This is a genomic window from Streptococcus sp. HMSC10E12, from assembly GCF_001807855.1.
Lineage (GTDB): Bacteria > Bacillota > Bacilli > Lactobacillales > Streptococcaceae > Streptococcus > Streptococcus salivarius.
In genome coordinates this window covers 103968-127610 of record NZ_KV791087.1, presented here as the reverse complement: position 1 = coordinate 127610, position 23643 = coordinate 103968, and the positions used below count along the sequence as shown (strand labels likewise).

Annotated in this window: 24 protein-coding genes, 1 pseudogene and 1 riboswitch; of the genes and pseudogenes, 2 read left to right on the top strand and 23 right to left on the bottom strand. The window is 38.4% G+C overall.

The genetic code is table 11. The features are described from left to right. Position 1: 1 nt before the first annotated feature. From HMPREF3112_RS03815 to HMPREF3112_RS03705, 23 genes are all read right to left on the bottom strand, one after another. Positions 2–994, bottom strand: coding sequence for an ABC transporter ATP-binding protein (locus tag HMPREF3112_RS03815; protein ID WP_070438198.1), 993 nt, complete (start codon positions 992–994; stop codon positions 2–4). 418 nt (positions 995–1412) lie between these two features. Further along, entirely contained in the window at positions 1413–1655 is a 243-nt protein-coding gene (locus HMPREF3112_RS03810; protein ID WP_060971937.1) for a hypothetical protein, read from the bottom strand. A 117-nt stretch (positions 1656–1772) separates the two neighbouring features. Beyond that, on the bottom strand, positions 1773–2042 hold the full coding sequence (locus HMPREF3112_RS03805) for a hypothetical protein (RefSeq protein ID WP_060971938.1): 270 nt from the start codon (positions 2040–2042) through the stop codon (positions 1773–1775). A gap of 210 nt (positions 2043–2252) precedes the next feature. Continuing rightward, positions 2253–3260 carry a helix-turn-helix transcriptional regulator gene (locus HMPREF3112_RS03800; protein WP_070438196.1) on the bottom strand — a complete coding sequence of 336 codons (1008 nt, stop codon included), beginning with the start codon at positions 3258–3260 and terminating at the stop codon, positions 2253–2255. Positions 3261–3492: 232 nt separating this feature from the next. After that, the gene (locus HMPREF3112_RS03795; protein ID WP_064520812.1) at positions 3493–5577 is read right to left on the bottom strand and encodes a DUF262 domain-containing protein; all 2085 of its coding nucleotides are present in this window, start codon (positions 5575–5577) and stop codon (positions 3493–3495) included. A 2-nt stretch (positions 5578–5579) separates the two neighbouring features. Then, positions 5580–7118, bottom strand: a complete 1539-nt coding sequence (locus HMPREF3112_RS03790; RefSeq protein WP_070438193.1) for a DUF262 domain-containing protein — start codon at positions 7116–7118, stop codon at positions 5580–5582. A gap of 182 nt (positions 7119–7300) precedes the next feature. Then, positions 7301–7903: a response regulator transcription factor gene (locus tag HMPREF3112_RS03785; protein WP_003094426.1), complete on the bottom strand. Its 603-nt coding sequence runs from the start codon at positions 7901–7903 to the stop codon at positions 7301–7303. Continuing rightward, complete coding sequence (locus HMPREF3112_RS03780) at positions 7900–8994, bottom strand: sensor histidine kinase (protein ID WP_060971943.1); 1095 nt, start codon at positions 8992–8994, stop codon at positions 7900–7902. Before HMPREF3112_RS03780 ends, HMPREF3112_RS03785 begins: the two co-directional genes overlap by 4 nt. Further along, positions 8987–9724, bottom strand: a complete 738-nt coding sequence (locus HMPREF3112_RS03775; protein ID WP_070438190.1) for an ABC transporter permease — start codon at positions 9722–9724, stop codon at positions 8987–8989. Before HMPREF3112_RS03775 ends, HMPREF3112_RS03780 begins: the two co-directional genes overlap by 8 nt. Next, on the bottom strand, positions 9721–10602 hold the full coding sequence (locus HMPREF3112_RS03770; RefSeq protein WP_070438187.1) for an ABC transporter ATP-binding protein: 882 nt from the start codon (positions 10600–10602) through the stop codon (positions 9721–9723). The genes HMPREF3112_RS03775 and HMPREF3112_RS03770 overlap by 4 nt, the downstream gene beginning before the upstream one ends. Continuing rightward, the gene (locus HMPREF3112_RS03765; RefSeq protein ID WP_049528118.1) at positions 10595–10774 is read right to left on the bottom strand and encodes a hypothetical protein; all 180 of its coding nucleotides are present in this window, start codon (positions 10772–10774) and stop codon (positions 10595–10597) included. The genes HMPREF3112_RS03770 and HMPREF3112_RS03765 overlap by 8 nt, the downstream gene beginning before the upstream one ends. Positions 10775–10784: 10 nt before the next feature. Beyond that, positions 10785–10994 carry a hypothetical protein gene (locus tag HMPREF3112_RS03760; RefSeq protein WP_014632978.1) on the bottom strand — a complete coding sequence of 70 codons (210 nt, stop codon included), beginning with the start codon at positions 10992–10994 and terminating at the stop codon, positions 10785–10787. Between the two features lie 428 nt (positions 10995–11422). After that, a complete protein-coding gene (locus HMPREF3112_RS03755; RefSeq protein WP_037602152.1) occupies positions 11423–12361 on the bottom strand; it encodes a bile acid:sodium symporter family protein in 939 nt (312 codons plus the stop codon). Between the two features lie 143 nt (positions 12362–12504). Next, positions 12505–12954, bottom strand: coding sequence for a cytidine deaminase family protein (locus HMPREF3112_RS03750; RefSeq protein WP_070438184.1), 450 nt, complete (start codon positions 12952–12954; stop codon positions 12505–12507). A gap of 10 nt (positions 12955–12964) precedes the next feature. Then, a complete protein-coding gene (locus HMPREF3112_RS03745) occupies positions 12965–13702 on the bottom strand; it encodes an ABC transporter permease (protein ID WP_070438181.1) in 738 nt (245 codons plus the stop codon). Beyond that, complete coding sequence (locus HMPREF3112_RS03740; protein WP_070438178.1) at positions 13699–14580, bottom strand: ABC transporter ATP-binding protein; 882 nt, start codon at positions 14578–14580, stop codon at positions 13699–13701. Before HMPREF3112_RS03740 ends, HMPREF3112_RS03745 begins: the two co-directional genes overlap by 4 nt. Positions 14581–14650: 70 nt before the next feature. After that, positions 14651–15328 (bottom strand): hypothetical protein, encoded by a 678-nt coding sequence (locus HMPREF3112_RS03735; protein WP_070438175.1) that lies wholly within the window; start codon positions 15326–15328, stop codon positions 14651–14653. A 136-nt stretch (positions 15329–15464) separates the two neighbouring features. Beyond that, positions 15465–16130, bottom strand: a complete 666-nt coding sequence (locus HMPREF3112_RS03730; RefSeq protein WP_070438172.1) for a hypothetical protein — start codon at positions 16128–16130, stop codon at positions 15465–15467. 12 nt (positions 16131–16142) lie between these two features. Further along, positions 16143–16637 carry a YkgJ family cysteine cluster protein gene (locus tag HMPREF3112_RS03725; RefSeq protein ID WP_002885314.1) on the bottom strand — a complete coding sequence of 165 codons (495 nt, stop codon included), beginning with the start codon at positions 16635–16637 and terminating at the stop codon, positions 16143–16145. Between the two features lie 84 nt (positions 16638–16721). Then, the gene (locus HMPREF3112_RS03720) at positions 16722–18722 is read right to left on the bottom strand and encodes an ABC transporter permease (RefSeq protein ID WP_070438169.1); all 2001 of its coding nucleotides are present in this window, start codon (positions 18720–18722) and stop codon (positions 16722–16724) included. Position 18723: 1 nt separating this feature from the next. Then, positions 18724–19482 carry an ABC transporter ATP-binding protein gene (locus tag HMPREF3112_RS03715; RefSeq protein ID WP_070438166.1) on the bottom strand — a complete coding sequence of 253 codons (759 nt, stop codon included), beginning with the start codon at positions 19480–19482 and terminating at the stop codon, positions 18724–18726. Positions 19483–19626: 144 nt separating this feature from the next. After that, positions 19627–20601: a sensor histidine kinase gene (locus HMPREF3112_RS03710; RefSeq protein ID WP_141738649.1), complete on the bottom strand. Its 975-nt coding sequence runs from the start codon at positions 20599–20601 to the stop codon at positions 19627–19629. After that, complete coding sequence (locus tag HMPREF3112_RS03705; RefSeq protein ID WP_048675379.1) at positions 20591–21271, bottom strand: response regulator transcription factor; 681 nt, start codon at positions 21269–21271, stop codon at positions 20591–20593. Before HMPREF3112_RS03705 ends, HMPREF3112_RS03710 begins: the two co-directional genes overlap by 11 nt. A gap of 206 nt (positions 21272–21477) precedes the next feature. Further along, a riboswitch (purine riboswitch) is annotated at positions 21478–21573 on the top strand. Between the two features lie 148 nt (positions 21574–21721). Between HMPREF3112_RS03705 and HMPREF3112_RS03700 the strand changes: the two genes are divergently transcribed. Continuing rightward, positions 21722–22303: a xanthine phosphoribosyltransferase gene (locus HMPREF3112_RS03700; protein ID WP_004182304.1), complete on the top strand. Its 582-nt coding sequence runs from the start codon at positions 21722–21724 to the stop codon at positions 22301–22303. Beyond that, positions 22303–23571, top strand: a pseudogene (locus tag HMPREF3112_RS10915) (nucleobase:cation symporter-2 family protein). Before HMPREF3112_RS03700 ends, HMPREF3112_RS10915 begins: the two are co-directional and overlap by 1 nt. The last annotated feature ends 72 nt before the right edge of the window (positions 23572–23643 follow it).

The window sequence follows — 23643 nt, the reverse complement described above, 5'->3', positions numbered from 1 at the left end:
CCTAGAGCTCCTTTCGATAGAAGCGACGGATAATATCTTCAATATCCGTATCTACCATCTTCAAATCACGGACTTCAAAATCAGATAAGGTTTGCTTGATAATATCGGCCGACTGGTAGCGGGAACTATCGAATTCAATATTGAGAGTATTTCCTTGTCTATCAATGGACATATCAGGCAAGCCCTCATAATGAGAGACTAGATGATTTTGACCTGGCGTCAGGTCAAAGGAGAGAGTCTTCATCTTTCCAAAGGTCTCCTTGAGCTGGCTAACCGTTCCATCAAAAATCTCTTGCCCCTTGTCTATCATAAAAATCCGGTCACAGAGTTGCTCAATATCACTCAGGTCGTGAGTGGTCAAGAGAATAGTTGTCTCTTCCTCCTGATTAATCTGAGTAATGGCCCGACGAATGTTATCCTTAACCGACACATCCAAACCAATGGTCGGCTCATCTAAAAAGAGAACCTTAGGATTGTGAAGCAAGGAAGCCGCAATATCCGCCCGCATCCGTTGGCCTAGTGAAAGAGTCCTCACAGGATCCTTGATAAATTCCTTCAAATCCAAAACTTCATTCAAAAAGTCCATGCGCTTATGGAAAAGCGAGTCCGGTACATCATAGATTTCTTTCAAAACCGCGTAGGTCTCTTGCAGTGCCAAGTCCCACCATAGCTGAGTTCGTTGTCCAAAAACAACCCCAATATCCTTGACATAATCCTGGCGATTATCCTGTGGAATCTTGCCATTAATCCGACAAAAACCAGATGTCGGTTTCAAAATTCCTGTCAGCATTTTAATGGTTGTCGACTTCCCAGCACCATTTGCCCCGATAAAACCTAGAATCTGCCCCTTGGGCACCTCAAAGGTCAAATCCTTGACCGCTTCAAAGGTCTGCTTTTCAGGATGAATAAAGGAACGCAAAGCCCCCTTCAACCCCGGTTCCTTGACTGTCTTCACAAAATTTTTCTGAAGATGTTTCACTTCTATCATTGCCATATCTATCTCCTACAGTAAAAAATCAACAAACCGTGTCCTCTAAACACAAAAAGCCAATTTCTCATCTCCTAAAATCTGCCTTCTTTATCACAGCAGAAGACCTTAGTATTACTCTATTATAAAGCAGTTAAAAAAGGAAACCAAGTGTTATTCTCGAAAAAGAGAAAATAGTTTTGATACTTGAAAAAATCAAAACCACCCGTCTAATTCACTAAACAAAATGACACAATTCAATAATTCATCAAAGCCTCTACATATTCCTGTAGAGGCTCATTTCAACTTCTCTCATTCTTGCTTGTGAATGTTTAGATAGATTATAAGGTACAAAAAAGCCACCATATGGTGACTTAATGATAGACAATCTAAAAAGAATTGGAAATAATTCCTTTTTTGAGTGCTGTAAGTATAAATCCCTACTTTACACACTAAGTTCATTTATCACATCTAACAATAACTCTTTGTCATTCTTCATAATGGCTAACAATGCATCCTCGTCATCTTCCAAAATGGCTAAATATATCTTTCTTCGAGCTTCAAACTTTTCGATTTCTTTTTCAATCTCTTTAATCCGTCGAGTTTCTCTTAATTTCATAGAAAAAAGAATTCCCAAAGCCATAAAAGTTAATACATCAATTGTAGCGAAAAATATGATAAGATTCATGATAATTACTCTCCCTCTAAAATAAATTTTCTTAGTTCTCAACTAATGAATGGATTTCAACACTTCACTCTGAAAAGATGAGTTTTCCTTGTTTATGTTCATTATTAGTGTTAACCATTAACAAACATATGCTCTCGCAAACATATACAAATCATCTAATTCATCATGTTCAGGTCTTGAGGTTGTATGAAATCCTGCACAATAATGACAATAATAAGTACGAATGGTTTGATCCTCACACAACATGACTGCACGAAGTGCTTTGGCATTAGTCTCATAAACTATTTTATTTTTTTTAGCTCCATGACAGTAAACACCTTTTGTTGAGTGTCTGTTCTTCATAAGTTTCATTTTGTTTTTATAGATTATCTTTCTAATTTTAGACATTTTGCTTTCCTCCTTTTGGTAATAAATGCTGTACTTTTGTTTTGCATTATTTCTTTATAACTATATTTTATCACCAGAAACACACAATACAAGTACCTTAAACACATCATTGTCCATCTGTTTTATACTTTCAAACAATACAACAAAAAAAGTACGTATAAAACGTACTTCTGTTTTTTTGTGAAATGCTATTAAAAAAAAGTGTCAATTTTACTTATTTATTTTTTCTAGTTCAAGTATAGTAAATACCCCATTAAATCGATCAATATAACGTTGAAAACTATCTCTGCCATAGGTTTCAATTTCATATATTACCCTAGGAACTGTACTCCTTGTATCTTTCTCGATAACTTTAAGTGCAGGGATATCATCTTCAAGTACTTCCCAAAACTGACCAACATATCTGAATCTAATCCGAAATTTTTCCGTATCTGAAAACATCAAGAAAGTATGATAACGAACATCACTATCTGACAAAATTTGAGTTAATTCCTCAGAACTTAATATTAGTTCTGTATTATACTTCGAACGATGAACAGTTTTAAAACGATCCAGTCTGAAATTACGAAGACTCCTTGTATCTATTCTTAATCTTCCATCCTTTTCTTCATCTTTATATGCCATACAATAAAAATAATGATCATTAAACATAATCGAGACCGGTAACACATCATAATCGGCATCCTTTCCTTGGTATTTCGTATACTTAAAAGAAAGAGGCTTCTGATTTTCAATTGCGTCAAAAATAGCGGATAGATGAGGTAAGATAGATTTACTCTTATTGTCCCTGTAAATCGATAATTCCTTATACTCCTCTAGTTCCCGTTCCGTAAAGTTTCTAATACGCTGACGTTCCCTATCATCAACAGCTCTCTCTACAAAAGTATCAATGATTTCTCTAACTTCCTCAACACGTAGTGCTCTACTTTCTAAAAGAATCTTAGACAAGATGACGGCCTGGTTGTACTTTAAGTTACCATAACCATGGTTATATTCTGCCTCATAGGTTCCTGCAAGTCGAGAATACTTTATTTTCATATCATCTCTAAGTACTTTTAGATTTTCCTTTAATTCCCTTAAATCATCTTTAAAGGTTCGCTCGGCGATATTAAAACGTTTAAGGTAATCAGTTTTATTAACCTTATGCCCCTTTTCCAATTCAGACATAAAATATAAAAGACGACTGGTTTTCCCTTGCAAATTATTTTCTTCTTTCATTATTCGACCTCATGCTTGATTATAACTTATAGAATATAATATCATTATCCTCTACGTTAGTATGCTTTTACTTTCAATACTTATCTAAAAAACTCAAAGTCCCTTTGAAAATTGAAAAATTATCCTAATTCTGTTCGTAATAATATCTAGTCTTTTTTGTACTAGCTTACAATAAAAATAGAGATTTAATACACAAAGGCCAGTGTGAATTTCACTAGCCTTTGTGATAATATTAGTGCAATTTATTATTCAAGTATTCTGCTATATCCAAAAATGATAGCGTAGAATCAAAATGTTCTTCCTCTGCTTCTTCGCCACCTATTAAATTAAGGCTAAAATGATTTCCTCGAAATCTGACTTCATATACTTCATTTATATAGAGTATCCTATTGGTACTTTCAATCCCTTTCTCACTTTCATAACAAGATTGTATTCCTAATTCCTTTAGTTTTTCTTCTAGTGCTATCAAATGAATATCATAATTTCTAGCACTAGAGCTCTTATTGGGAATTAACAACATCTCCTCTGAACGATTAAGCCAGAACGGAGATTTCATTCTATATTGTGAAGGAGTCATTTTACTAAACATGGTTTCATAGTAAGCAATGAAGGCATAACGCCATTCTTGAGGAGCTATATTACTAATATTTTCTTGGATAATACGACGATACTCAACATCTAGCGGCTTGTTCATATCGAGTTCATCAAGTAGTTTTTTGACATACTCATTTCGAGATGAAAATAAACTTTTGAGGCTTGGTGCAGACCCAGAAGACTCATTTGAATTATCCTGATACAGCGTTTTATAATTATTAGCTGTAGTCATTGTATAGTCTCCTAGAGCTAGCAAAGCTGCCCGCATTAATAGACCTTCTTCATGCTTTGTTTCAGTAAACATTTTTGATATTTTATTCCAATAGATTGAAATAACATCAATCTTTCTGCTTGGCAAATCATCCGCTTCGAAGTAAAAGCAACTTCGAATCTGACCATCAAAATAGGGATGATTTTCAGCAACTTCTATAATCTCTCTATAGGAATCATCTGCAGTTATCAATTTAGCTTTTTCAATCTCTTCGTCAACTTGGTCAATACTGAAACCATTAATTCTATTTCCCTCGGCTAGATATTCTAGCAGGTCTGAAGTATGTTCGATTTGTTCATTAATCCCCTTGATTGCCCGTTCATATGACTCTTGAGAATCTATAACTGAGTTATTAATCAAGTTCCTAAAGATACGATACCAATTTTTATAGCTAGTATCTAATGAATCACCGTGATGTTCTAAGAATGTTGAAATAACGTGAAAATAAACCCTATCCTTCAGTTTTTTGTCGACTATTGAACCTTCTAAGATAGATGAAACCTCAGGCACTTTATTCTGAGAGAGAAAGTCAAGAACAGATACAATTATTTTTATATGACTTATTTCTACAGTTTCAAAGTCGATTTCAAGAGTCCAATTGTCGCGTTTAGAATAATCAAGGCTATCTAAATTATTGATAAGCACAATTTCAAATAAATTTAAAAAGTTGGTGTCAAAGGCATTTTTATCAATATTCCAAATAACATCAGTCCATTTTGTATCAATATTTTGGGAAAATTCCCTTTCTAAATGACTATCTATTTTCTTTATTCTATCAATTAATCTTGCTTTAAAATTTTCAAAGTCAGTTAATGGGCGCCCTCTAGAATTCAGTTTGATATAGAGCTCATCTTCTGAACCAAGTTTATCAATATCTAGAAAATTGAAGACAAGTTTTTGGTTATTAGAATCTGATAAAACTGAAACATAATCAAACCCATAATCAAAAGAATCAGAAATGTCATCTAGTGTTTTCAAGGCACCTTGTACAGTTGGATCTAACTGCCATGAATCTGCAAACCATGGCTGATCTGTTATGATTTCTGAAGAACTTTCTGTTTCTGTAAAGATATTCTTTCTGTTCTCAAATAGACTCTTGAAAAATTGTGTAGAAGACTTTCTAGTTTTATAAGAAAAATTACCTAGAAAGTCACACTCGTCATTATCTCTATAGGCAAAAAGATAAACCAGAAATAAGGTTGTCAGACGTTGTTGCCCATCTAATGGAATAAACTTCCCATTAATTGATTTTCCATAAATAAAATTCAAATCGAGTGGTCCAACGTTTGTGTCAAGTAAGGCAGTATTTATATCCTGGAGTAATTTTTTTCGAACTTCTGTGGTTCTTTTATCCTTTCTTCCTTGTGCATAGTCTCGCTGAATCAATGGAATTACGACTCGATAATTTTCTAACAATGATTTTAAGTTATATTTTGCGTTGATCTCTTGCATGACTACTCCTCATAATCTCCAAAAAATTGGTTAAATTCCTGTTTTATCGCTTGAATATAACTGTCTTTATCCTTTTCAGTCCAGTCATCAAGTCCATCTACCTCATTGCTATAGACTTTCAAAAACACATTACGCGTACAAACAGGTACAAATTTCCCTTCTGCATCAACCTCAATAATAATTCTTCGTTTTTGATCAAACGGACTATTTCCATAAGATCGATTCGTATTAGCGTCTAGCAAAGTTAAATTAGCTAGACTATCATCAGCTTCAGCAGTCTCATCAGCCGTAGCATGAATATGCTCGATATCCCATTTCTCTTTCTTATAAATATCAAAAGGAAATCGATATTGTTTTTCACTCTTATTAATCAAAGTAACGAGATTAAACAGTAAAAGAGTAGATTTGATAGTTTTATTTTTAGTACCATAGGAAAGTTCTTCTATAGAATCTATATCACCCGCAAGAGTTTTATAAGCAAGGTCTTTTAATTTAGAAAAAGCTTCCGACTTTTTCATCCCTCTAGTAGCTTCAAAGACCTCTTCAATTTTCTTAGCGTCAACCGATAATAGATAGCCGATTAAATGGTATCTATTTAGGTCCCTGTACCAGTTAGTTAATTCATCAAATAATAAGTCGATTTCATTCCAGTAGTTACTTATAAAAGTCGGTTTATTTTCGGCATTTTGATATTTTGCGTAGATTGTGTAGAAAGTTGAGTAAATATCATTTTGAGGTATTTCTAAAGTACGATGTTCAAGCAGGTTAAACAAAAGATCTATTCTAGTGACATATTTCTCACTATTTGTAAGGAACTTCCAAAATGATTCCTCTTGAAGTTTATGTTCAATTTTATCCCAAGCTATCCCCCTATGTATCCTTTCACTATCATTTTCAGAATCATAATTAGTTTTATCTAACAATAAAGCTTTAATGAGCTCAGCATTAGTCAAAGGAATCTTACCTAAGTTAACTTTGGTAAATAGTTTTATAGGGTCTTCTGTCTCATCAATTTCATACCAAATAAAGAACACAGCCTCTGTTAAGACTTGATAAATATCGTGTAAAGCATTATCCGAATTAATATCTTCTCGTTCCACCCATTTATCAATAGCAGCAAAAGCTTTACTGATATGATGTGCATCAATATCATAATCCTCGATTTGTTGATAAGTATCAAAATTTAATTCTTTTAAATATTTAGCACTCTGTTCTCTTGTTTCATAAACCAACTCAAAGTAATCATATTGATTACTTCTTCTACGGCCACTACTAAATTCAGCAGACATAAATTTCAAAAAAATAAAGATCGTTGTTAGCCTCTGTTGACCATCAACGACATCATAAGTATTATCTGAAACTTTCTTAACAATCAAGGGCTGCAAACAGTACTTATAATCTCTGTTTTGTTTACTATGTGTATAGAGGTCTTCTAAAAGAGTTGTAACCTCATGTTCAGTCCAGCGATATCCCCTTTGATATGAAGGAACATTAAATTTTAACCCTTTTAGGTCTTCAATTCGTTTTTCAGAAACTACCATTTGTTGTCTCCTTATCTTCCAAACGTTGTTATTAGAATTGACAAAATTATCATCTACAATTATAGCACTATTATAAAGCAAAATATTGGAAAAAATGAAAATACTTTCTATATCGTGACGGCATGAAAAAAGCCACCATATGGTGACCTTTAATTAATAAAATTTCTTTTATAAACTTCTCCTCACCCCAACCAGTCTTTTTCTTTGGCAATGCGGACGGCTTCTGTTCGGTTGCCTGCATCGAGTTTAGTCAGGATGGCTGTCATGTAATTTCGGACAGTTCCATTTGAGAGAAAGAGGCTTTCAGCGATTTCTTGGTTGGTTGAACCTTGGGCAACCATAGCCAAGACTTCTTGTTCACGTTGGCTGAGTGGATTATTGTCAAAGGCGACACCTTCGACAAGCTCTGGTGAGTACTCCTTTTGACCTGCTAGGACGGTATGGATGGTCGCCATGAGGTCACTGATGGAACGCTCTTTGAGCACATAGGCATCCACCTGGGCTGCAAGGGCTCGTTTAAAATAGCCTTTACGTTTGAAGGTGGTCACAATAACGACCTTCGTTTCTCTTTGGTTGGCACGGATCCACTCAAGGACATCAAGGCCTGTTTTAACTGGCATTTCAATGTCTAAAATGGCTACGTCGACTTCTTCTTTTTCCAAGAGAGCAATGGCCTCTTGACCATCACTGGCCGCATGGACCTCTTCGACATCGTCTTCCAACATGAGGAGCTGGCAGAGGGCATCCCTCAACATTGACTGGTCTTCGGCAACTAATAATTTCATGCTTTTCCTCCCTCTTTCAAATGCACACGAATGATTGTTGGATGCGATTGAGACAGGATTTCCAAGTCTCCATCTACCAAACTGAGGCGCTCTCTGATACTGTGTAGTTCTTGTCCTGTGACTTCCTCAAAGCCACAACCATCATCCTCAAACTCAAGGACAATACCATGATCACGTCTTAGACGAATCTGACAGCTATCGGCCTGGCTATGTTTGATGACATTATTGGCCAGTTCACGAAGCACCATGGACAAGGTAGACTGACTAACTGGTGACAGGCTGTCTAAGTCAAGGCTACTATCCACGGTCAGGACGATATCAGATAGGTCAAAGAGTCGCTCAAGTTCCAGTAACTCCTCTGCCACCGTTCGGTACTTGAGCTTATTAACAATCTCACGCACCTCGTACATGGAGTCACGGCTAATCTGGTTCAATTCTTCCAGATTCTTTCTAGCAGCTTCATACTGCTCCTTGTCCATCTGTTTTAGAGCCAACTCGGTTTTAAGACTCATCATGGCAAAGGTATGTCCTAAGGTATCGTGCAAATCACGACCGATACGATTGCGTTCATTTTCAGCTGACAGGATATTAATGGTCCGGTTCTGCTCTGCAAGGGCTTCTTCCATCTTTCTCTCCTGACGTATACGGTTTTGAAAATAGTACATTCCCAAAGAAAAAAGAGTAATAGCCAGAGACATGAGGTGGGTGCTCAAATCGTCTGTCAGTTGGAAGGATGATGACGTCAAAATCAAGAGTGTCGCTAGAAAGGATAAGAATCGATAAGAAGATATGCTATCCTCAAAGTGCCAAACGAGAAGATTAACGTTGAAAAAGATAAACCACATCATGCCACCCTGGAAGGTCACTGACATAAAGATAATGTAAGCTAGAGTGTAAAACCACAGAAAGGGAATCCACTTGCTATAGGCTTTTTTCAAATACACTATAAGGAGATAAGCCAGAGTAAAGGCCAGCGTCAGACCTAAAGTCCAAACTGGGAAATCCCCACCAAACACTCCTAAGATCGGGAAGACTAGGAAAATCAGACTAACAAAATAAGCAAAATCATTTTTCTGGTATGTTCTAAACATGGTCACTTTCTCTGTACGATTTGATAAAAAGGGCTAAGCCTGTAGCTATTGTAGCATAGACCAAGATAAAAATGAGTGATTTCCATGAAAATTCTCCTTTTTTCGCAAAATTGACTACCAACTGATTGATATGGTAGATAGGTGTCCACTCCGAAATGTGCTGAACCCATTTTGGAAACAAGGTTACTGGCATCCAAGAACCTCCAATAATAGCTAGACCAAGAAAGACGATATTTCCGACAATAGCCATGATTTGTTGAGACTTAATTTGGGCTAGGAGCAAGCCAAAGGATAGGAAGACTAGACTTGACAAGAGTAAAAGAGCACCTGAACCGAGCCAATGTGAGAATGGCATCTTAACATCACGCACAAAAGCTCCTACACAGAAAGTTACGATGATAGCAACCATAAAGTTCATAAGAACTCGGAAGATTTTTGATAGGTAGTAGGCTTGAACACTGATTTTTGAATGTTCGATGTAGGTTAACCAATGCTCCGTTTGATCCTCTCTAAGCATGTAGGGAAAGGTAAAGAAACCAAAGCTGGACATAGAGAATCCTGTCATCGTCAACATATAAGACAAGATAAAGGCTTTTTGTGACTCTGGGTCAGGACTCATTTCCATACCTGAATACAAGAGGAAAAATCCTACGGGCATTCCGATAGACATGATAAAGACGGGCCAACTGCGCCATGTTTTTATCCATTCGATTTTAAGTAGTGCTTTCATGACTTGTCCTCCCTTGTGCTATCAAATAGGCTATCTAAAAGTGTCTTGTTTTGAATTTCAATGTCAGAAATGCGACAGCCTTGAGCTAGTAAACTACTCCATACACTTTCAATATCTTTAGTCATAAAGGTTATAACATCACGTTTTTCAGTCACATCATAAATGTCTGCCAGTTTGTCAAGACTTGGCGCAAAGCGACTTGGTAAGGTGACTTGTTTTTCCTTTTCTTCGCTACGCATAGCGTGTGGCGTAGTATCCCTGATGAGTTTCCCTTGATGAAGGACCAAGATACGGTCAGCTGTGTGCTCGACTTCTTCGATATAGTGGGACGAATAGAGGATGGTCACACCTGACTTTTTCAGATCATTGATGATTTCCCAGAAACGTTGGCGTGTCGTAGTGTCCATCCCTGCTGTCGGCTCATCTAAAAAGAGAATATCAGGCTTGCCAATTAGACAGAGGACAAAGGCAAGAAGACGTTTTTGTCCCCCTGAGAGTTTGTTCGCAAACTGCTGATACTGATCGTCTTTGAATTGTAAGAGTGCTTGAATCTCTACTTTAGATAATCCATTCTCAGAAATATCTTGGAAAAAAGTAATCAGTTCCCTAACTCTTAATTGTGAAGGAATGGTATTTTCTTGGAGGAGAACCGCAATTTGATCTTGTGCTTTACCCGTTTTGCCCTTGATAAAGACTTTTCCACTACTAGCTTTCTTGTCACCGAGAATGCAGGACATCAAGGTCGTTTTACCAGCACCATTGGGACCAATTAAAGCAAGACAATCGCCTTGTCCCACCTCAAAGCTAACATGGTCTAAAATCGTTTTCCCTTTGATTTTTTTAACAAGATTTGTGACTTGAAGGATTGTTTCACTCATGTTTGTGATTTCCTTTCTTTTGATAAAAAGCTAAAAAAACATAACAAGCTGCAACAGACACACCCATAACACTATAGAGAATATCACTGCTGCCATGAAGTAGAACATAAGCAAAGAGGATGGTCCAAGTTGTTGCTAGGAGCATAATGCTTAGTATTTTCAATAATTTCATACTGGGCCTCCTAGTTTTTCAATTCTTTAATGACAAGGTCGATAAAACTTTTAGCCATAGTGATGAGAATGTAGGCTGAGATAGACAAGCCAATAATCATGCCCAGATTTGAGAAGATAGCTTCAAAATTGCCTTTTTCAAAGATGTCAGTAAACATGCTAAGTCCAGCAAAGACAGTTCCGATGACAGCGTAGATAAGGTAAGATGTTTTGATTTTCATGAGATGACCTCTTTCGTTTTTTATTATTTCTAAGTTATGACTAAAGTATATCTTTTTGGTCACTCTCTTTTTAGCACCAGATGTCATGACATGACATGACATTTGTCATGTGACGTAAAAAAGCCAACCTAAGGTCAGCTTCAAGTGGTAAATAAACGTTTTTAAATATGCCATGAATTAAGAAGGCCTGCATATAATGACATCACATTCTTTTTGAGAACAAAGTGAGTTTAACTGAGACTTTCCGCTATGATACCCCCCTAAGAACTTAAACTTCAGAGGTTCAGAAATATCGAGACCTTATACTCTAAGCTTGGGTATGGAACTTCCTTGACGTTCGCTGACGTCCATCATCACCTAAGGACAGTCTCAGAAAAGATTATTTATTAAAAAATAAAAGCCAACCCAAGGTCAGCTTTTCATTTATCTTAATGACTATTTTTTGAATGGTTCTTCCACCATGATGAGAGGATAGAACCTGAGATATTGTGCCAAATACTAAAGATAGTTGATGGGATGGCAGCTTGTGGCACGAAATATTTCATGGCAAGGGTTGCTCCAAGACTTGAGTCTTGCATCCCCACTTCGAAAGTAATGGCTTTTTGTTGTGGTTCTTCCAAACCAAGGATTTTTGAAAATCCAAAACCAAGGGCATAACCACAAAGGTTATGAAGCATAACGACTGGGATGACAAGGGCTGTCGCTGCTGTGAAAATATTAGCATGGTTGGCAGAAACAACTGCTCCAACGATCAAGAGGATGGCAGCTTGTGAAATCAAAGGCATAATCTTGATGATGGCATCAATTTTCTTACCAAAGATTGAGTGAACGAGTACACCCAAGATAATAGGGACAACCACGATACGCAAGGTACTAAGGAAGAGGCTTTGAGCAGGGACACTCACGTACTGACCAGCCAAGAATGACAAGAGGGTTGGAATCATGAGTGGTGCCAAGAGAGTTGAGAGGGTTTCAATAGAGACATCCAAGGCAACATCCCCACCTGAAAGGAAGGCCATAACACTAGATGAAGTCCCACTTGGACAAGACCCAACAAGGATAACCCCTGCTGCTGTCGCACCCTTAAGATGGAAAATCATACAAAGTAACCAAGCCAAACCAGGCATGATGACATAGTGGGCAACAGTCCCAAGCACAACTGGAATTGGACGCTTAGCAATACGTTTAAAATCTTCAGTGGTCAAGGTAAGTCCCATACCGAAGAGAATCAATCCAAGTAGGTAAGCCGTATTGGGAATGACCCAACTACTAGTTGCAGGAAGGGCGTAGTTAAAGGCCGCCCAGAGGATAACAGCTACAGTAAACCATTTGCTGAGCCATTTACTAAAAGATACAAGTGACTCCATAATGAAACCTTCTTTCTATTTTCACAAAATAGTATAGCACTTTCATTTTGAATTTCAAGGCGTATTTGGAATTTTCTGAAATTTACTTCAAAAAAATAAACCCTCGCACTTAAATTTCGAGAGTTTAGAGATTTCTATCACACTTAATCCTTGCCTTCCGACTCCTCTTCAAATTGCTGAGCCCGTTCTTCTCCCCACCATAAAGGCAATAATTCACCCAGAGTGATGGTTTGACGTGTCTCGTAATCAACCATAAACTCCAAGTTACGATTATCGGGATGGAGCTCCATTAGGAATTCCCGACAGGCTCCACAAGGCATACCAGACGGTCCACCATGAGGTGGCTGGTCACGAAAGGCGATAATACGCTTTACCTTGGTCTGACCAGTCTCTTGATACATATTGAAAAGGGCCGCCCTTTCGGCACAAAGATGGAAAACACCACAAGTTCCTTCCATACAAAAGCCAGTGAAGATTTGTCCATCTTCAGCCTCCACCGCAGCCACGACATGCTTAGCATAGACAAAGTCTGAGACTTCCTGTGGCTGATACAAGGACTGAGCCTTTTCATACATTTTCTGCCAAATATCCATTATTTCTCCCTTAACCTCGATCACTTTCTCTATGAGACTTGATAAAGAGTGCAAGCACTATTGATACTGCCGTATAAGCCAAAATAAACAAAAGTGATTTCCATGAAAATTTCCCATTGATAGCAAAATTAACGACCAATTCATTGACATGATAGACAGGTGTCCACTCAGAGATACTCTGAACCCACTTAGGGAACATGGAAATAGGAACCCATGAACCACTCACTATAGGCAAGACAAGGTAAATAATATTAGCTACAAGAGACATGATTTGTTGAGATTTAATCTGAGCGATAAGTAAACCAAAAGCTAGAAAGAGTAGACTGGACAAGAGTAAAAGAGCACCTGATCCTAGCCATCTAAAGAATGGCATCTCTACATCTCGGAAAAAGGCACCTACACAAAAGGTCACAATGATAGCAACCATAAAGTTTAGAAGCACACGAAAAATTTTAGAAAGATAATAAGCTGCGATACTAACCTTTGAGTGCTCGATATAGGTCAACCAGTGTTCAATTCGATCCTCTTGTAACATATAGGGAAAGGTGAACAAACCAAAACTAGACATAGAAAAGCCAGTCATGGTTAACATATAAGACAGCAAAAACTGTTTTTGGGCTTCTGGAGTAGGCGCTGAGAAAATACTTGAAAAAAGGAGGAAAAATCCGACGGGTATCCCGATTCCCATGATAAAGACTGGCCAGCTTCGCCACGTTTTTATCCATTCAATTTTTAGTAATGCTTTCATGCCTTGTCCTCCCTTGTTGAATCAAATAGGCTATCCAAGAGTGTTTTATTTTGGATTTCAATATCAGAAATTCCACAGCCCTCTTCTTCAAGACTTTGCCATACCTTTTCGATATCTTTGGTCATGAAGCTAATGACATCCCGCTTTTCAGTAACCTCATATATATCTTCCAACCCATGAACAATGCTTACAAAGCTACTTGGAAGAGTGACCTGCTTCTCTTTCTCCTCGTGTCGCATAGCGTATGGCGTAGTATCTCTGATAAGTTTCCCTTGATGGAGGACTAAGATACGGTCAGCTGTGTGTTCCACTTCTTCGATATAGTGAGAGGAATAGAGAATGGTCACACCTGATTTTTTCAAATCATTAACAATCTCCCAGAAACGCTGACGAGTCGAGGTATCCATACCCGCTGTCGGTTCGTCCAAAAAGAGGATTTTAGGTTTATCAATCAAACAAAGGACAAAAGCCAGAAGACGTCTTTGCCCACCTGAGAGTTTGTCCGCAAACTGCTGGTACTGGTCTTCCTTAAATTGCAGGTGTTCCTGAACCTCTTGATTGGTCAAGGGATTATCAGAAATAGATTGGAAGAAGGCAATCAGCTCTTCCACTTTCAAACTATTTGGAATGGTATTTTCCTGAAGGAGAACCGTAATTTTATTTTTGGCCTTACCTGGCTTACCATCAATGAGGACCTGACCACTGCTGGGCTTTTTATCACCAAGAATACAGGACATCAAGACAGTCTTACCCGCCCCATTAGGTCCAATCAAGGCAACACAATCTCCCTGATTTATCTCAAAACTAATATCCTCTAAAATGGTCTTTCCCTTGATTCTTTTTCCAAGGGATGTGACTTGAATAACCGTTTCACTCATACGTTTGATTTCCTTTCTTTTGTATAGGAACCATGCTAATTGACAATAGAGCTGATATCATTGGACTCCCTTAATACTCCACTTCCAACTCCGTACAGAAGAGACTTCCGCTCAGATGAAGCCTTGTTTCAACTTGTTCTAAATCAGATTCAAAACGACCCACCTTTACAGATGATAGGGGATGTGAGATTCCAGTGGTGTCCATGACACAAGCATGAGGAAGTCGAATATGAACTTCACCAAACTTAGCATCAAGATGAACTGCTACCTGACTTGATGCAAAGCTAGCTTGACTCAAATCCAGCCACAGCTCACCGAAAGCCATATTCATATCAACCGTTTCGACTTCTTGAGAATAGATGCGATACCTATCCTCAGCCATATATGTCTTAACAGAAATATGTGGTCCTTCTTGGTCGTTCTTATTGACCTTATAGTCTTTAGTGAGACCTTTCTTTTGACTACGGCCATATAGCAACTCTAAAGCTAAACCTATTAGAAAGATACCGCTAAAGAGATTCCACTGTGCAAAATCGAGGTCTAACAAGTCATGAACATAGGGTGATAAGAAGGCCAAACCAAGAAAAATAAGGAGAGGTCGTCTATTCAAGATACCAAAACAAAAGAAAGCCACGAAGAAGACCAGATTATAATTCACCATGATCCAAAAATCTGGAATAAAGGCACTAGCGATAAAACAAGCTGCTAGTAAAAGCAACAAGAAGGACCGAAGATTAAATCGTTCCATAAGAAAACTCCTTTCTAGTAAATGATTGCAATTTTCTAATTATTTCCACTACCAGTATAGCACTATTTGTAAACGCATTCAATGTTATACAAGAAGGATTTGCAAGAAAAAAAGAGCTTTCGCTCTTTCATTATTTTCAATGTTTGACAGTTACTTGTCCAAAGGATACTGAGCCTGTTAGAGAAACTGTAGTGCTTGATAACTCTCGATTCCCTAGACTATCGTAGCTTTTCACTCCTGCTAGGCTTGTATGAAGCCCGTATGTATCCACTTGCCAATCCTTGGGCACTCGAATGATGACCTGAGAAAAATTGGCCTGAACCACAATCTGAGGTCGGTCCGTCATAAACTGAGCCTGACACAAATCCAAGGTCAAACGCCCAAAATCGGCATTGGCATAGACAGTTTCGAGGTTTTGAGAAGTCACCACTTGCACAGACTCTGAAAAAAGAGTCTTAGCAAAAATCTCTCGCTCATGTTCTTTAGACACCTTGTAAGAGAATTTTTTCTTATAACTTGGCTTGCTCAAACGGTCCACTGCAATCCCCAAGATAAGAATTCCTACAAAGAGTGTCCATTCTGAATAGTCCAATCTAAAGAGGTCATGGATATAGGTCGATAGAAAAGCCATCCCCAAGAAAAAGAGAAATTTCCCCTTAGATTGCCAGCTCAAAAGCACAAAAAGCAAGGCTAAAATCAATTTATAATTAAAAGCCAAATACAAATCCGGAATAAATGCTGTCGCGATAAAATAGACAGCAATGATAAGTAGGGTGAAAACACCTGCATTAAATCGTTTCATAACAGTTCCTTTCTAAATCCTATCCTTGAGTTTTTCCACAAAAAGGTAGGCTGCTGGACAGAAAAGCGTATTTTTGATAGTCAGATGATTGATCTGATAGATTTTCTTACGATCCGTGTGAGGAAAGGCTGCACAGGCCTTAGGACGGACATCATAAATATCACAGAGATTATCAGGCCCTAAGAAGGGACAAGGCATAGACTTGAAGACCTTGTCGCCATCCTCATCTACCTGAAGGTACATCTCCTCGAAGGCAGGTAATTTCATTCGAAAATGCTTGGCAATGCGAGTAATGTCCTGCTCTGTGAAGTCGGGACCAAGCGTCTTACAACAATTAGCGCACTGGGTACAATCAATTTCTTGAAAGACTTCATTGTGTACCTGCTGAACAATCTTATCTAAATTTTTAGGAGCCTTCTTCTTGAGTTGTGCTAGAAACTTTCGGTGCTCCCCCTGCTTTTGACGTGCCAATTCCTCGTAACGTTTGACATCAATAGTCTGTGACATGTGTTTTCTCCGATGATTTATAATTCTTTCATCTATTATAGCATAAAAGAAATAGAGCCTAGCATGAACTAGACTCTATGTCAATTACATCGATACGATTCGACGATAGGAACGAGACGTTAGGGCAAAAACCAAGATATAGGCTAGGAAGAATACGCCACAAACAATGATAGTAACCACTAACATAAGACTTGGATTAAGAACTCCAATGATACGCACAATCAAACTGATCATATGATAGGCAAAGGCCAAGTGAATAAAGGCAAAAATCAAGGGGAGGAAGAAGACAGTAAGGACTTGCTTTCCAATGGTTTGCTTGACTTGGAGGTCGTCCAAGCCAATCTTTTGAAGAATAACAAAGCGCTCACGATCCTCATAACCCTCGGAAATCTGTTTATAGTAAATCACGAGAACTGTGCCAAGCATGAAGATGATGGATAGGAAGATGCCGATAAAGAAGGTTCCACCAACAAAGCCATTTACCATGCCTTCTGCATCATATCGACTATTTGCAGTGAAGTAAGACTTAGGGAGGCCAGTAGTTTGTCCAGCTAACTGTTGTGTTTCTTTATCCGTGATTTTGTCTAGCAAATCTGAATTTTTCTTGGCATCATGTGAAGGGTCTTTGACATTAACACCAACATAGGTAGCTTGGGTGGTTGCTGTTCCTTTGATACTTTCTTGAAAATCATCCATATCAGGAACAACAAGGTAGCTATAATCAGAAACTATGATTGTGAAGAGGTTGGGTATTTTACCTTTAAGAAAGTCATTAAGGCTATCATGGATCTGGTAGGTTTGACTATTGACAGACAAACTCTTTTGATCTTTTAATGTTTTATTTTTAGTAAATAAGCCAACTTGATTTGAAGTCAGATTGAGGTCTTTACCTGTTAATTGTTTATAAGTAGATTGTGAGAAGACAAGAAAAATTGACTTTGGTAGAACTTTTCTTTCATTCTCAGAAAAGATGGTTAGCTTGTTTTTTTCTTGTGCTTTGATACCAAAGTAGAGGTAACTTGCTTCCACTTTTCTATTTACCTGATTTCCCGTCTGTACTAAGAAATCATCTATAGCTCTCCGTGTACTTGTTAAATCTACATTCGTCCCTGTAACTGAGTAATCATGCGGAGCAGAACTCGCCAGATAGTCTTTTTTTCCAGCATAAATACTTGCAGCACCTACAAGTGTCACCAAAACCATACTTGAGAGAATAGCAATGGTCGCCAGCCCAACTGCATTTTTTTTCATCCGAAAGACAAGGTTGGAAATGGAAATCATATTATTGGGCTTGTAATAGTAGCTCTTCTTCTTTTTCAAGAGTTGCAGAACAACTGTTGTCCCGGCATTAAAGAGAAGGTAAGTCCCTAGAATGACCAGTAGAACAGCTAGGAAAAAACTCATAATAGCCGTTACTGGATTCTGAACAGAGAGAGCAAGATAGTAACCATCCCCCATAGCACCAAGTCCCAAAAGGGTTTGAATAACTAGGAAACGTCCTTTTTTTTCACCCTTAAGGCCATCTTTAGTTAATTGTAAAGGATTAAGCCGTAGCAATCGGAAACCATTTACCAAAACCAACAAACCAAAAATACAAGCAAAGATGACAAGAACAATAGGAATTGTCATTACTTGGAAGGTCGAAACCAAACCAGTACCTTCACCGATAAGCCTTTGAAGAAAAGCATAAATGAGTTTATCGAAAAGTGCCCCCACACCTATACCTAGAAGCAAAGTCACAAAACTCATAATCACTGTTTCTTTTAGAATCATACTAAAGAGGTGACGCTTCTCTAAGCCTAGCACACTATAGAGACCAAGCTCCCTTGAACGATTTTTCATAACAAAGCTATTGGCATAAAGAACAATAATTCCAGAGGATAGGGCAACAATTCCAAGTCCCATCCCCAAAACCATCTTGATAGCATCTGCCCCAGTCAAGTCATCCAGATGAGGATTAAGCGTTAAAGATGTAAAGATATAGGTAATGGCAATAGCCAGAATAGTTGCTAAAGCAAAAGGATAATAAAGCTTACGATTTTTTATGAGATTGGACAAAGCCAGTCTATTGGTTAGACGAAACATATTAGTTCACCTCACTTGCCATTGCAGTTAGTGTATCGGAAATTTCCTGGAACATTTGATGTTCAGACTTATCCCCTTTGAAGATTTGATTATAAAGAATACCATCCTTGATAAACAAAACACGCTGCGCTCGACTGGCGGCCGCTGTCGAGTGAGTTACCATGAGAATGGTCTGACCGCTGGCATTAATAGCATCAAAGACATCTAATAGCGCCGCTGAAGATTTGGAATCCAAGGCACCTGTTGGCTCATCTGCTAAGAGTATTTCTGGTTTTGTGATGATTGCACGCGCAACCGCAACCCTTTGCTTTTGGCCACCTGAAATTTCATAAGGGTACTTCTCCAGTAAGGAATGAATTCCCAGTTGACGACTGATTGCCTCTACTTGTGTCATCATTTGCTTAAGTGGGCGACGAGAAAGAACCAAAGGTAGCAGGATATTATCTTTAACGGATAGGGTATCCAAGAGATTGAAATCCTGGAAAACAAACCCTAATCTTTCACGACGGAAGCTAGAAGCATCCTTGTTTTTGATGGTTGCTGTGTCCATACCATTCAGATAGACACGCCCTGCTGTTGGTTTATCAAGCATGGCAAGGATATTAAGCAAGGTTGATTTTCCTGACCCGGACTCACCCATGATTGCAACATAGTCACCTTTATCAACCGTAAAATGGATATCTTTAAGGGCTTCAACCTGATTTCCTTTGAAACGTGTTTTATAGATTTTTTTAACATGTTGAACATCTAGTAATGTCATAATAAGCTCCTTTATTTAATAGATATGGAAGAGATTTTAGGAACCTCTTACTTAACTTCTGATACCATTTTATAGAAAAAGCAAGGTCTTAACCATAACCCTTGCTTTCATTTCTAGCCTTATTTCTTACACTTTTGTAAGTTATTAATCAATAGCCAACTTCTGCTTTTGAAAATGAATGGAAACTGTGGTTCCTTGACCTACTTGGGAACTAATACTAATATCATGTCCAAGCTGATCAGCAATTTTCTTAGAAAGATAGAGTCCCAGTCCAGACGACTGCTGAGTTAAGCGGCCATTGTAACCTGAAAAACCACGCTCAAAGACACGTAAAATATCACTATCCTTGATACCAATCCCAGAATCTTTAAGATAAAGCCTATTATCTTTGAAGTAAATATCAATACCACCACTCTTTGTGTACTTCAAACTATTTGATAAGACCTGCTCTACGATAACCAAGAGCCATTTTTCATCTGTAACGACCTCAACATCCAAGTCATGTAGATTAATAGTTAATCCTTTTTGAATAAAGAAAATGCTATGCTTTTTAACAACTTCTTTAACTAAGGGGGCTAATGCAACCTGCCTCAACTGCAAATCATCATGAAAGTTTTCCAAACGTAAATACTGCAAGACCAGATTGGTGTAGGCATCAATCTTGAAGACCTCTTGCTCCAAGAGAGCCCTCGTTTTACTATCTGTAACATCCCCTAACAATAATTGACTGGCTGCTATTGGCGTCTTGATTTGATGCACCCAAAGAGTATAGTAGTCCATCAAATCTGTATAGCGCTTGCGCTCCTCCTCAGTCTGAACCATTTGACTCTCCTTAGCATTTTCCAAGGCCTGAGCTAGATAAAACTCTAAAGGACTTGATGGTGTCATTTTCTCATAGAGATAGGCTAAGTTATAAGACTGATAAGAGCTAACCAAGTCCCAAATAACTATGATGATAGCCACAAATGTCAGTATGGTCAAGGCATAATGAAGAATATCTGCTGCCTCTTCAAATAAAAAGGCAAACAAAACCAAGATGATTCCATTAAAAATAAACAAAAGATAGAAAGGTAGACGAGACCTAATCTGATATTTGATAAATTGACGCTTATCCATCATGACGCAACCCGTAACCGACACCTTTCTTGGTTTCAATAAAATCCTTCAAACCAACTGCCTCTAACTTCTTACGTAAACGTGCCACATTGACAGACAGGGTATTATCATCAATAAAGAAGTCACTGTTCCAAAGCTCCTTCATAAGGTCTTCCCGACTAACGATATTTCCAGCATGGTCGAAGAGAACTTGTAAAATCTGAAACTCGTTCTTGGTCAAAGAAACGACTTCTCCCTGATAAACCAGATCCATGGCCTTAAGGTTCATAATCACACCCATATATTCCAAAAGACTCTGATCCTTTCCAAACTCATAAGATCGGCGCAAAAGCCCTTGAATTTTTGCCAAGAGAACATTTTGGTCAAAGGGTTTAGTCACAAAATCGTCCCCACCCATATTGATTGCCATAACGATATCCATGGCCTGATCCCTGGAAGACAAGAACATAATAGGCACCTTGGAGACCTTACGAATTTCCTGACACCAATGATAACCATTAAATAGAGGTAAACCAATGTCCATAAGAACCAAGTGGGGCTCTACTTTTACAAAAATAGATAATACTTCCATGAAATCTTCAACAAGAACAACTTCGTAACCCCACTGTTCTAGCATTTTTTTGACTTGTTGACGGATAACCTCGTCGTCCTCCACTAATAAAATCTTATGCATAACTCAACCTCTTTCATTTCCCACTATTATAACAATAAATACCCCAAGAAACGACCATTCTCAGCAAATCTTACAATAATGTTAGATTAAATTTTCCAACTTTTAAAATAGTGCGTTTTCATAGGAAAAATCCTTTGAGTCTTCAAAGAAAATATAGTATTATAATAGAGTTGATGTTGGTTTATCATCAACCAACGACAGCTTCATCGAACAATGAGAAGATTACTTATTTATGTCACGAATTGGCGTGACGTTTCTACAAGGTGCCGTAACACCTAACAATAAGTAAGTCATAAAGTCATCAAAAGATTTTACCGTCTTTTTATGATTTTAAAGGCTTGCTTTGCAGGCCTTTTTCTGTTATTCGATTGTTTTGATCTTTGTCAGAGTCTCAATGGAATCTGAGAAAATCAAAATACACTTTAGTTTTATTTTTTTATAGGAGGTAATATGAAATTACTGGAAGACCGCATTCTCAAAGATGGGAATGTCCTTGGGGAGAACATCCTCAAAGTTGACTCTTTCCTTACTCACCAAGTGGACTTTGATCTCATGCGTGAGATTGGAAAGGTCTTTGCTGAAAAGTTCAAGGATGCAGGCATCACCAAGGTGGTGACTATCGAGGCATCTGGTATTGCTCCAGCCCTCTATGCTGCTGAGGCTTTGGATGTCCCTATGATCTTTGCTAAGAAGGCTAAAAATATCACCATGAATGAAGGGATCCTCACTGCTGAGGTTTACTCCTTCACTAAGCAGGTGACTAGCACTGTCTCTATCGCAAGCAAGTTCCTCACTCCTGAAGATAAGGTTCTCATCGTTGATGACTTCCTAGCTAACGGCCAAGCTGCCAAAGGCTTGATTCAAATCATCGAAGAAGCTGGCGCACACGTCGAAGCGGTCGGTATCGTTATTGAGAAATCTTTCCAAGATGGTCGTGCCCTTCTGGAAGAAGCTGGCTACCCAGTTGTTTCACTTGCTCGTTTGGATCGTTTTGAAAATGGTCAGGTCGTATTTAAGGAGGCAGACATCTAATGCAAAACAAAGAGAAACATTCGCAGGCGGCGGTCCTAGGACTGCAACACCTACTTGCCATGTACTCGGGATCAATCCTGGTTCCAATCATGATTGCTGGAGCCTTAGGGTATTCAGCTCATGAATTAACCTACTTGATTTCAACCGACATTTTCATGTGTGGTGTAGCAACCTTCCTCCAACTTCAACTTAATAAATACTTCGGTATCGGTCTTCCAGTTGTTCTTGGGGTTGCCTTCCAGTCAGTAGCACCACTTATTATGATTGGTGAGAAACACGGTAGCGGTGCTATGTTTGGTGCCCTTATCGTTTCAGGGATTTATGTTATCCTCGTTTCTGGCGTCTTTTCAAAAGTGGCCAATCTCTTCCCTTCTATCGTTACGGGATCTGTCATCACTACTATTGGTTTGACCCTCATCCCTGTGGCTATCGGAAATATGGGGAACAACGTTGATAAACCAACTGGTTAAAGCCTCTTCCTTGCAGCTATCACCGTTCTCATCATCCTTTTGATTAATATTTTCACTAAAGGATTTATCAAATCCATCTCAATCTTGATTGGTTTGATTGTCGGTACTGCTATCGCAGCAAGCATGGGCTTGGTTGACTTCTCACCAGTGGCTGCGGCACCTATTGTCCACGTGCCAACACCATTCTACTTCGGAATGCCTAAGTTTGAGTTGTCATCAATCATCATGATGTGTATTATCGCTACAGTGTCTATGGTTGAATCAACTGGGGTTTACTTGGCCCTCTCTGATATTACCAAAGAACCACTCGATAGCACTCGCCTTCGTAACGGTTACCGCGCTGAAGGTTTGGCTGTTCTCCTTGGTGGACTCTTCAACACCTTCCCATACACTGGTTTTTCACAAAACGTTGGTCTTGTGAAATTGTCAGGTATCAAGACTCGCTTGCCAATCTACTATGCAGCTGGTTTCCTTGTTCTTCTTGGACTCCTTCCTAAGTTTGGTGCCTTAGCGCAAATCATCCCAAGCCCAGTCCTTGGTGGCGCTATGCTTGTCATGTTCGGTTTTGTTTCTATCCAAGGTATGCAAATCTTGGCACGTGTTGATTTCGCCAACAACGAACACAACTTCTTGATTGCTGCGGTATCAATCGCTGCAGGGGTTGGTCTTAACGGCAGCAACCTCTTCAACAGCCTACCAAATGCTTTCCAAATGTTCTTCTCAAACGGTATCGTCGTTGCAAGCTTGCTTGCCATCGTCCTCAATGCCATTTTGAACCATAAGAAAAAAGAAAAATAACATAAGAACACCTGAGTCACTTGACTTAGGTGTTTTCTTTGAAATTAAAATATTCAAGTTGTAAAGCAAAAG

Bases quoted from the DNA above. Each gene is read 5' to 3' on its own strand.
- HMPREF3112_RS03815 (WP_070438198.1), bottom strand. From the start codon at position 994: ATGGCAATGATAGAAGTGAAACATCTTCAGAAAAATTTTGTGAAGACA.
- HMPREF3112_RS03810 (WP_060971937.1), bottom strand. From the start codon at position 1,655: ATGAATCTTATCATATTTTTCGCTACAATTGATGTATTAACTTTTATG.
- HMPREF3112_RS03805 (WP_060971938.1), bottom strand. From the start codon at position 2,042: ATGTCTAAAATTAGAAAGATAATCTATAAAAACAAAATGAAACTTATG.
- HMPREF3112_RS03800 (WP_070438196.1), bottom strand. From the start codon at position 3,260: ATGAAAGAAGAAAATAATTTGCAAGGGAAAACCAGTCGTCTTTTATAT.
- HMPREF3112_RS03795 (WP_064520812.1), bottom strand. From the start codon at position 5,577: ATGCAAGAGATCAACGCAAAATATAACTTAAAATCATTGTTAGAAAAT.
- HMPREF3112_RS03790 (WP_070438193.1), bottom strand. From the start codon at position 7,118: ATGGTAGTTTCTGAAAAACGAATTGAAGACCTAAAAGGGTTAAAATTT.
- HMPREF3112_RS03785 (WP_003094426.1), bottom strand. From the start codon at position 7,903: ATGAAATTATTAGTTGCCGAAGACCAGTCAATGTTGAGGGATGCCCTC.
- HMPREF3112_RS03780 (WP_060971943.1), bottom strand. From the start codon at position 8,994: ATGTTTAGAACATACCAGAAAAATGATTTTGCTTATTTTGTTAGTCTG.
- HMPREF3112_RS03775 (WP_070438190.1), bottom strand. From the start codon at position 9,724: ATGAAAGCACTACTTAAAATCGAATGGATAAAAACATGGCGCAGTTGG.
- HMPREF3112_RS03770 (WP_070438187.1), bottom strand. From the start codon at position 10,602: ATGAGTGAAACAATCCTTCAAGTCACAAATCTTGTTAAAAAAATCAAA.
- HMPREF3112_RS03765 (WP_049528118.1), bottom strand. From the start codon at position 10,774: ATGAAATTATTGAAAATACTAAGCATTATGCTCCTAGCAACAACTTGG.
- HMPREF3112_RS03760 (WP_014632978.1), bottom strand. From the start codon at position 10,994: ATGAAAATCAAAACATCTTACCTTATCTACGCTGTCATCGGAACTGTC.
- HMPREF3112_RS03755 (WP_037602152.1), bottom strand. From the start codon at position 12,361: ATGGAGTCACTTGTATCTTTTAGTAAATGGCTCAGCAAATGGTTTACT.
- HMPREF3112_RS03750 (WP_070438184.1), bottom strand. From the start codon at position 12,954: ATGGATATTTGGCAGAAAATGTATGAAAAGGCTCAGTCCTTGTATCAG.
- HMPREF3112_RS03745 (WP_070438181.1), bottom strand. From the start codon at position 13,702: ATGAAAGCATTACTAAAAATTGAATGGATAAAAACGTGGCGAAGCTGG.
- HMPREF3112_RS03740 (WP_070438178.1), bottom strand. From the start codon at position 14,580: ATGAGTGAAACGGTTATTCAAGTCACATCCCTTGGAAAAAGAATCAAG.
- HMPREF3112_RS03735 (WP_070438175.1), bottom strand. From the start codon at position 15,328: ATGGAACGATTTAATCTTCGGTCCTTCTTGTTGCTTTTACTAGCAGCT.
- HMPREF3112_RS03730 (WP_070438172.1), bottom strand. From the start codon at position 16,130: ATGAAACGATTTAATGCAGGTGTTTTCACCCTACTTATCATTGCTGTC.
- HMPREF3112_RS03725 (WP_002885314.1), bottom strand. From the start codon at position 16,637: ATGTCACAGACTATTGATGTCAAACGTTACGAGGAATTGGCACGTCAA.
- HMPREF3112_RS03720 (WP_070438169.1), bottom strand. From the start codon at position 18,722: ATGTTTCGTCTAACCAATAGACTGGCTTTGTCCAATCTCATAAAAAAT.
- HMPREF3112_RS03715 (WP_070438166.1), bottom strand. From the start codon at position 19,482: ATGACATTACTAGATGTTCAACATGTTAAAAAAATCTATAAAACACGT.
- HMPREF3112_RS03710 (WP_141738649.1), bottom strand. From the start codon at position 20,601: ATGATGGATAAGCGTCAATTTATCAAATATCAGATTAGGTCTCGTCTA.
- HMPREF3112_RS03705 (WP_048675379.1), bottom strand. From the start codon at position 21,271: ATGCATAAGATTTTATTAGTGGAGGACGACGAGGTTATCCGTCAACAA.
- HMPREF3112_RS03700 (WP_004182304.1), top strand. From the start codon at position 21,722: ATGAAATTACTGGAAGACCGCATTCTCAAAGATGGGAATGTCCTTGGG.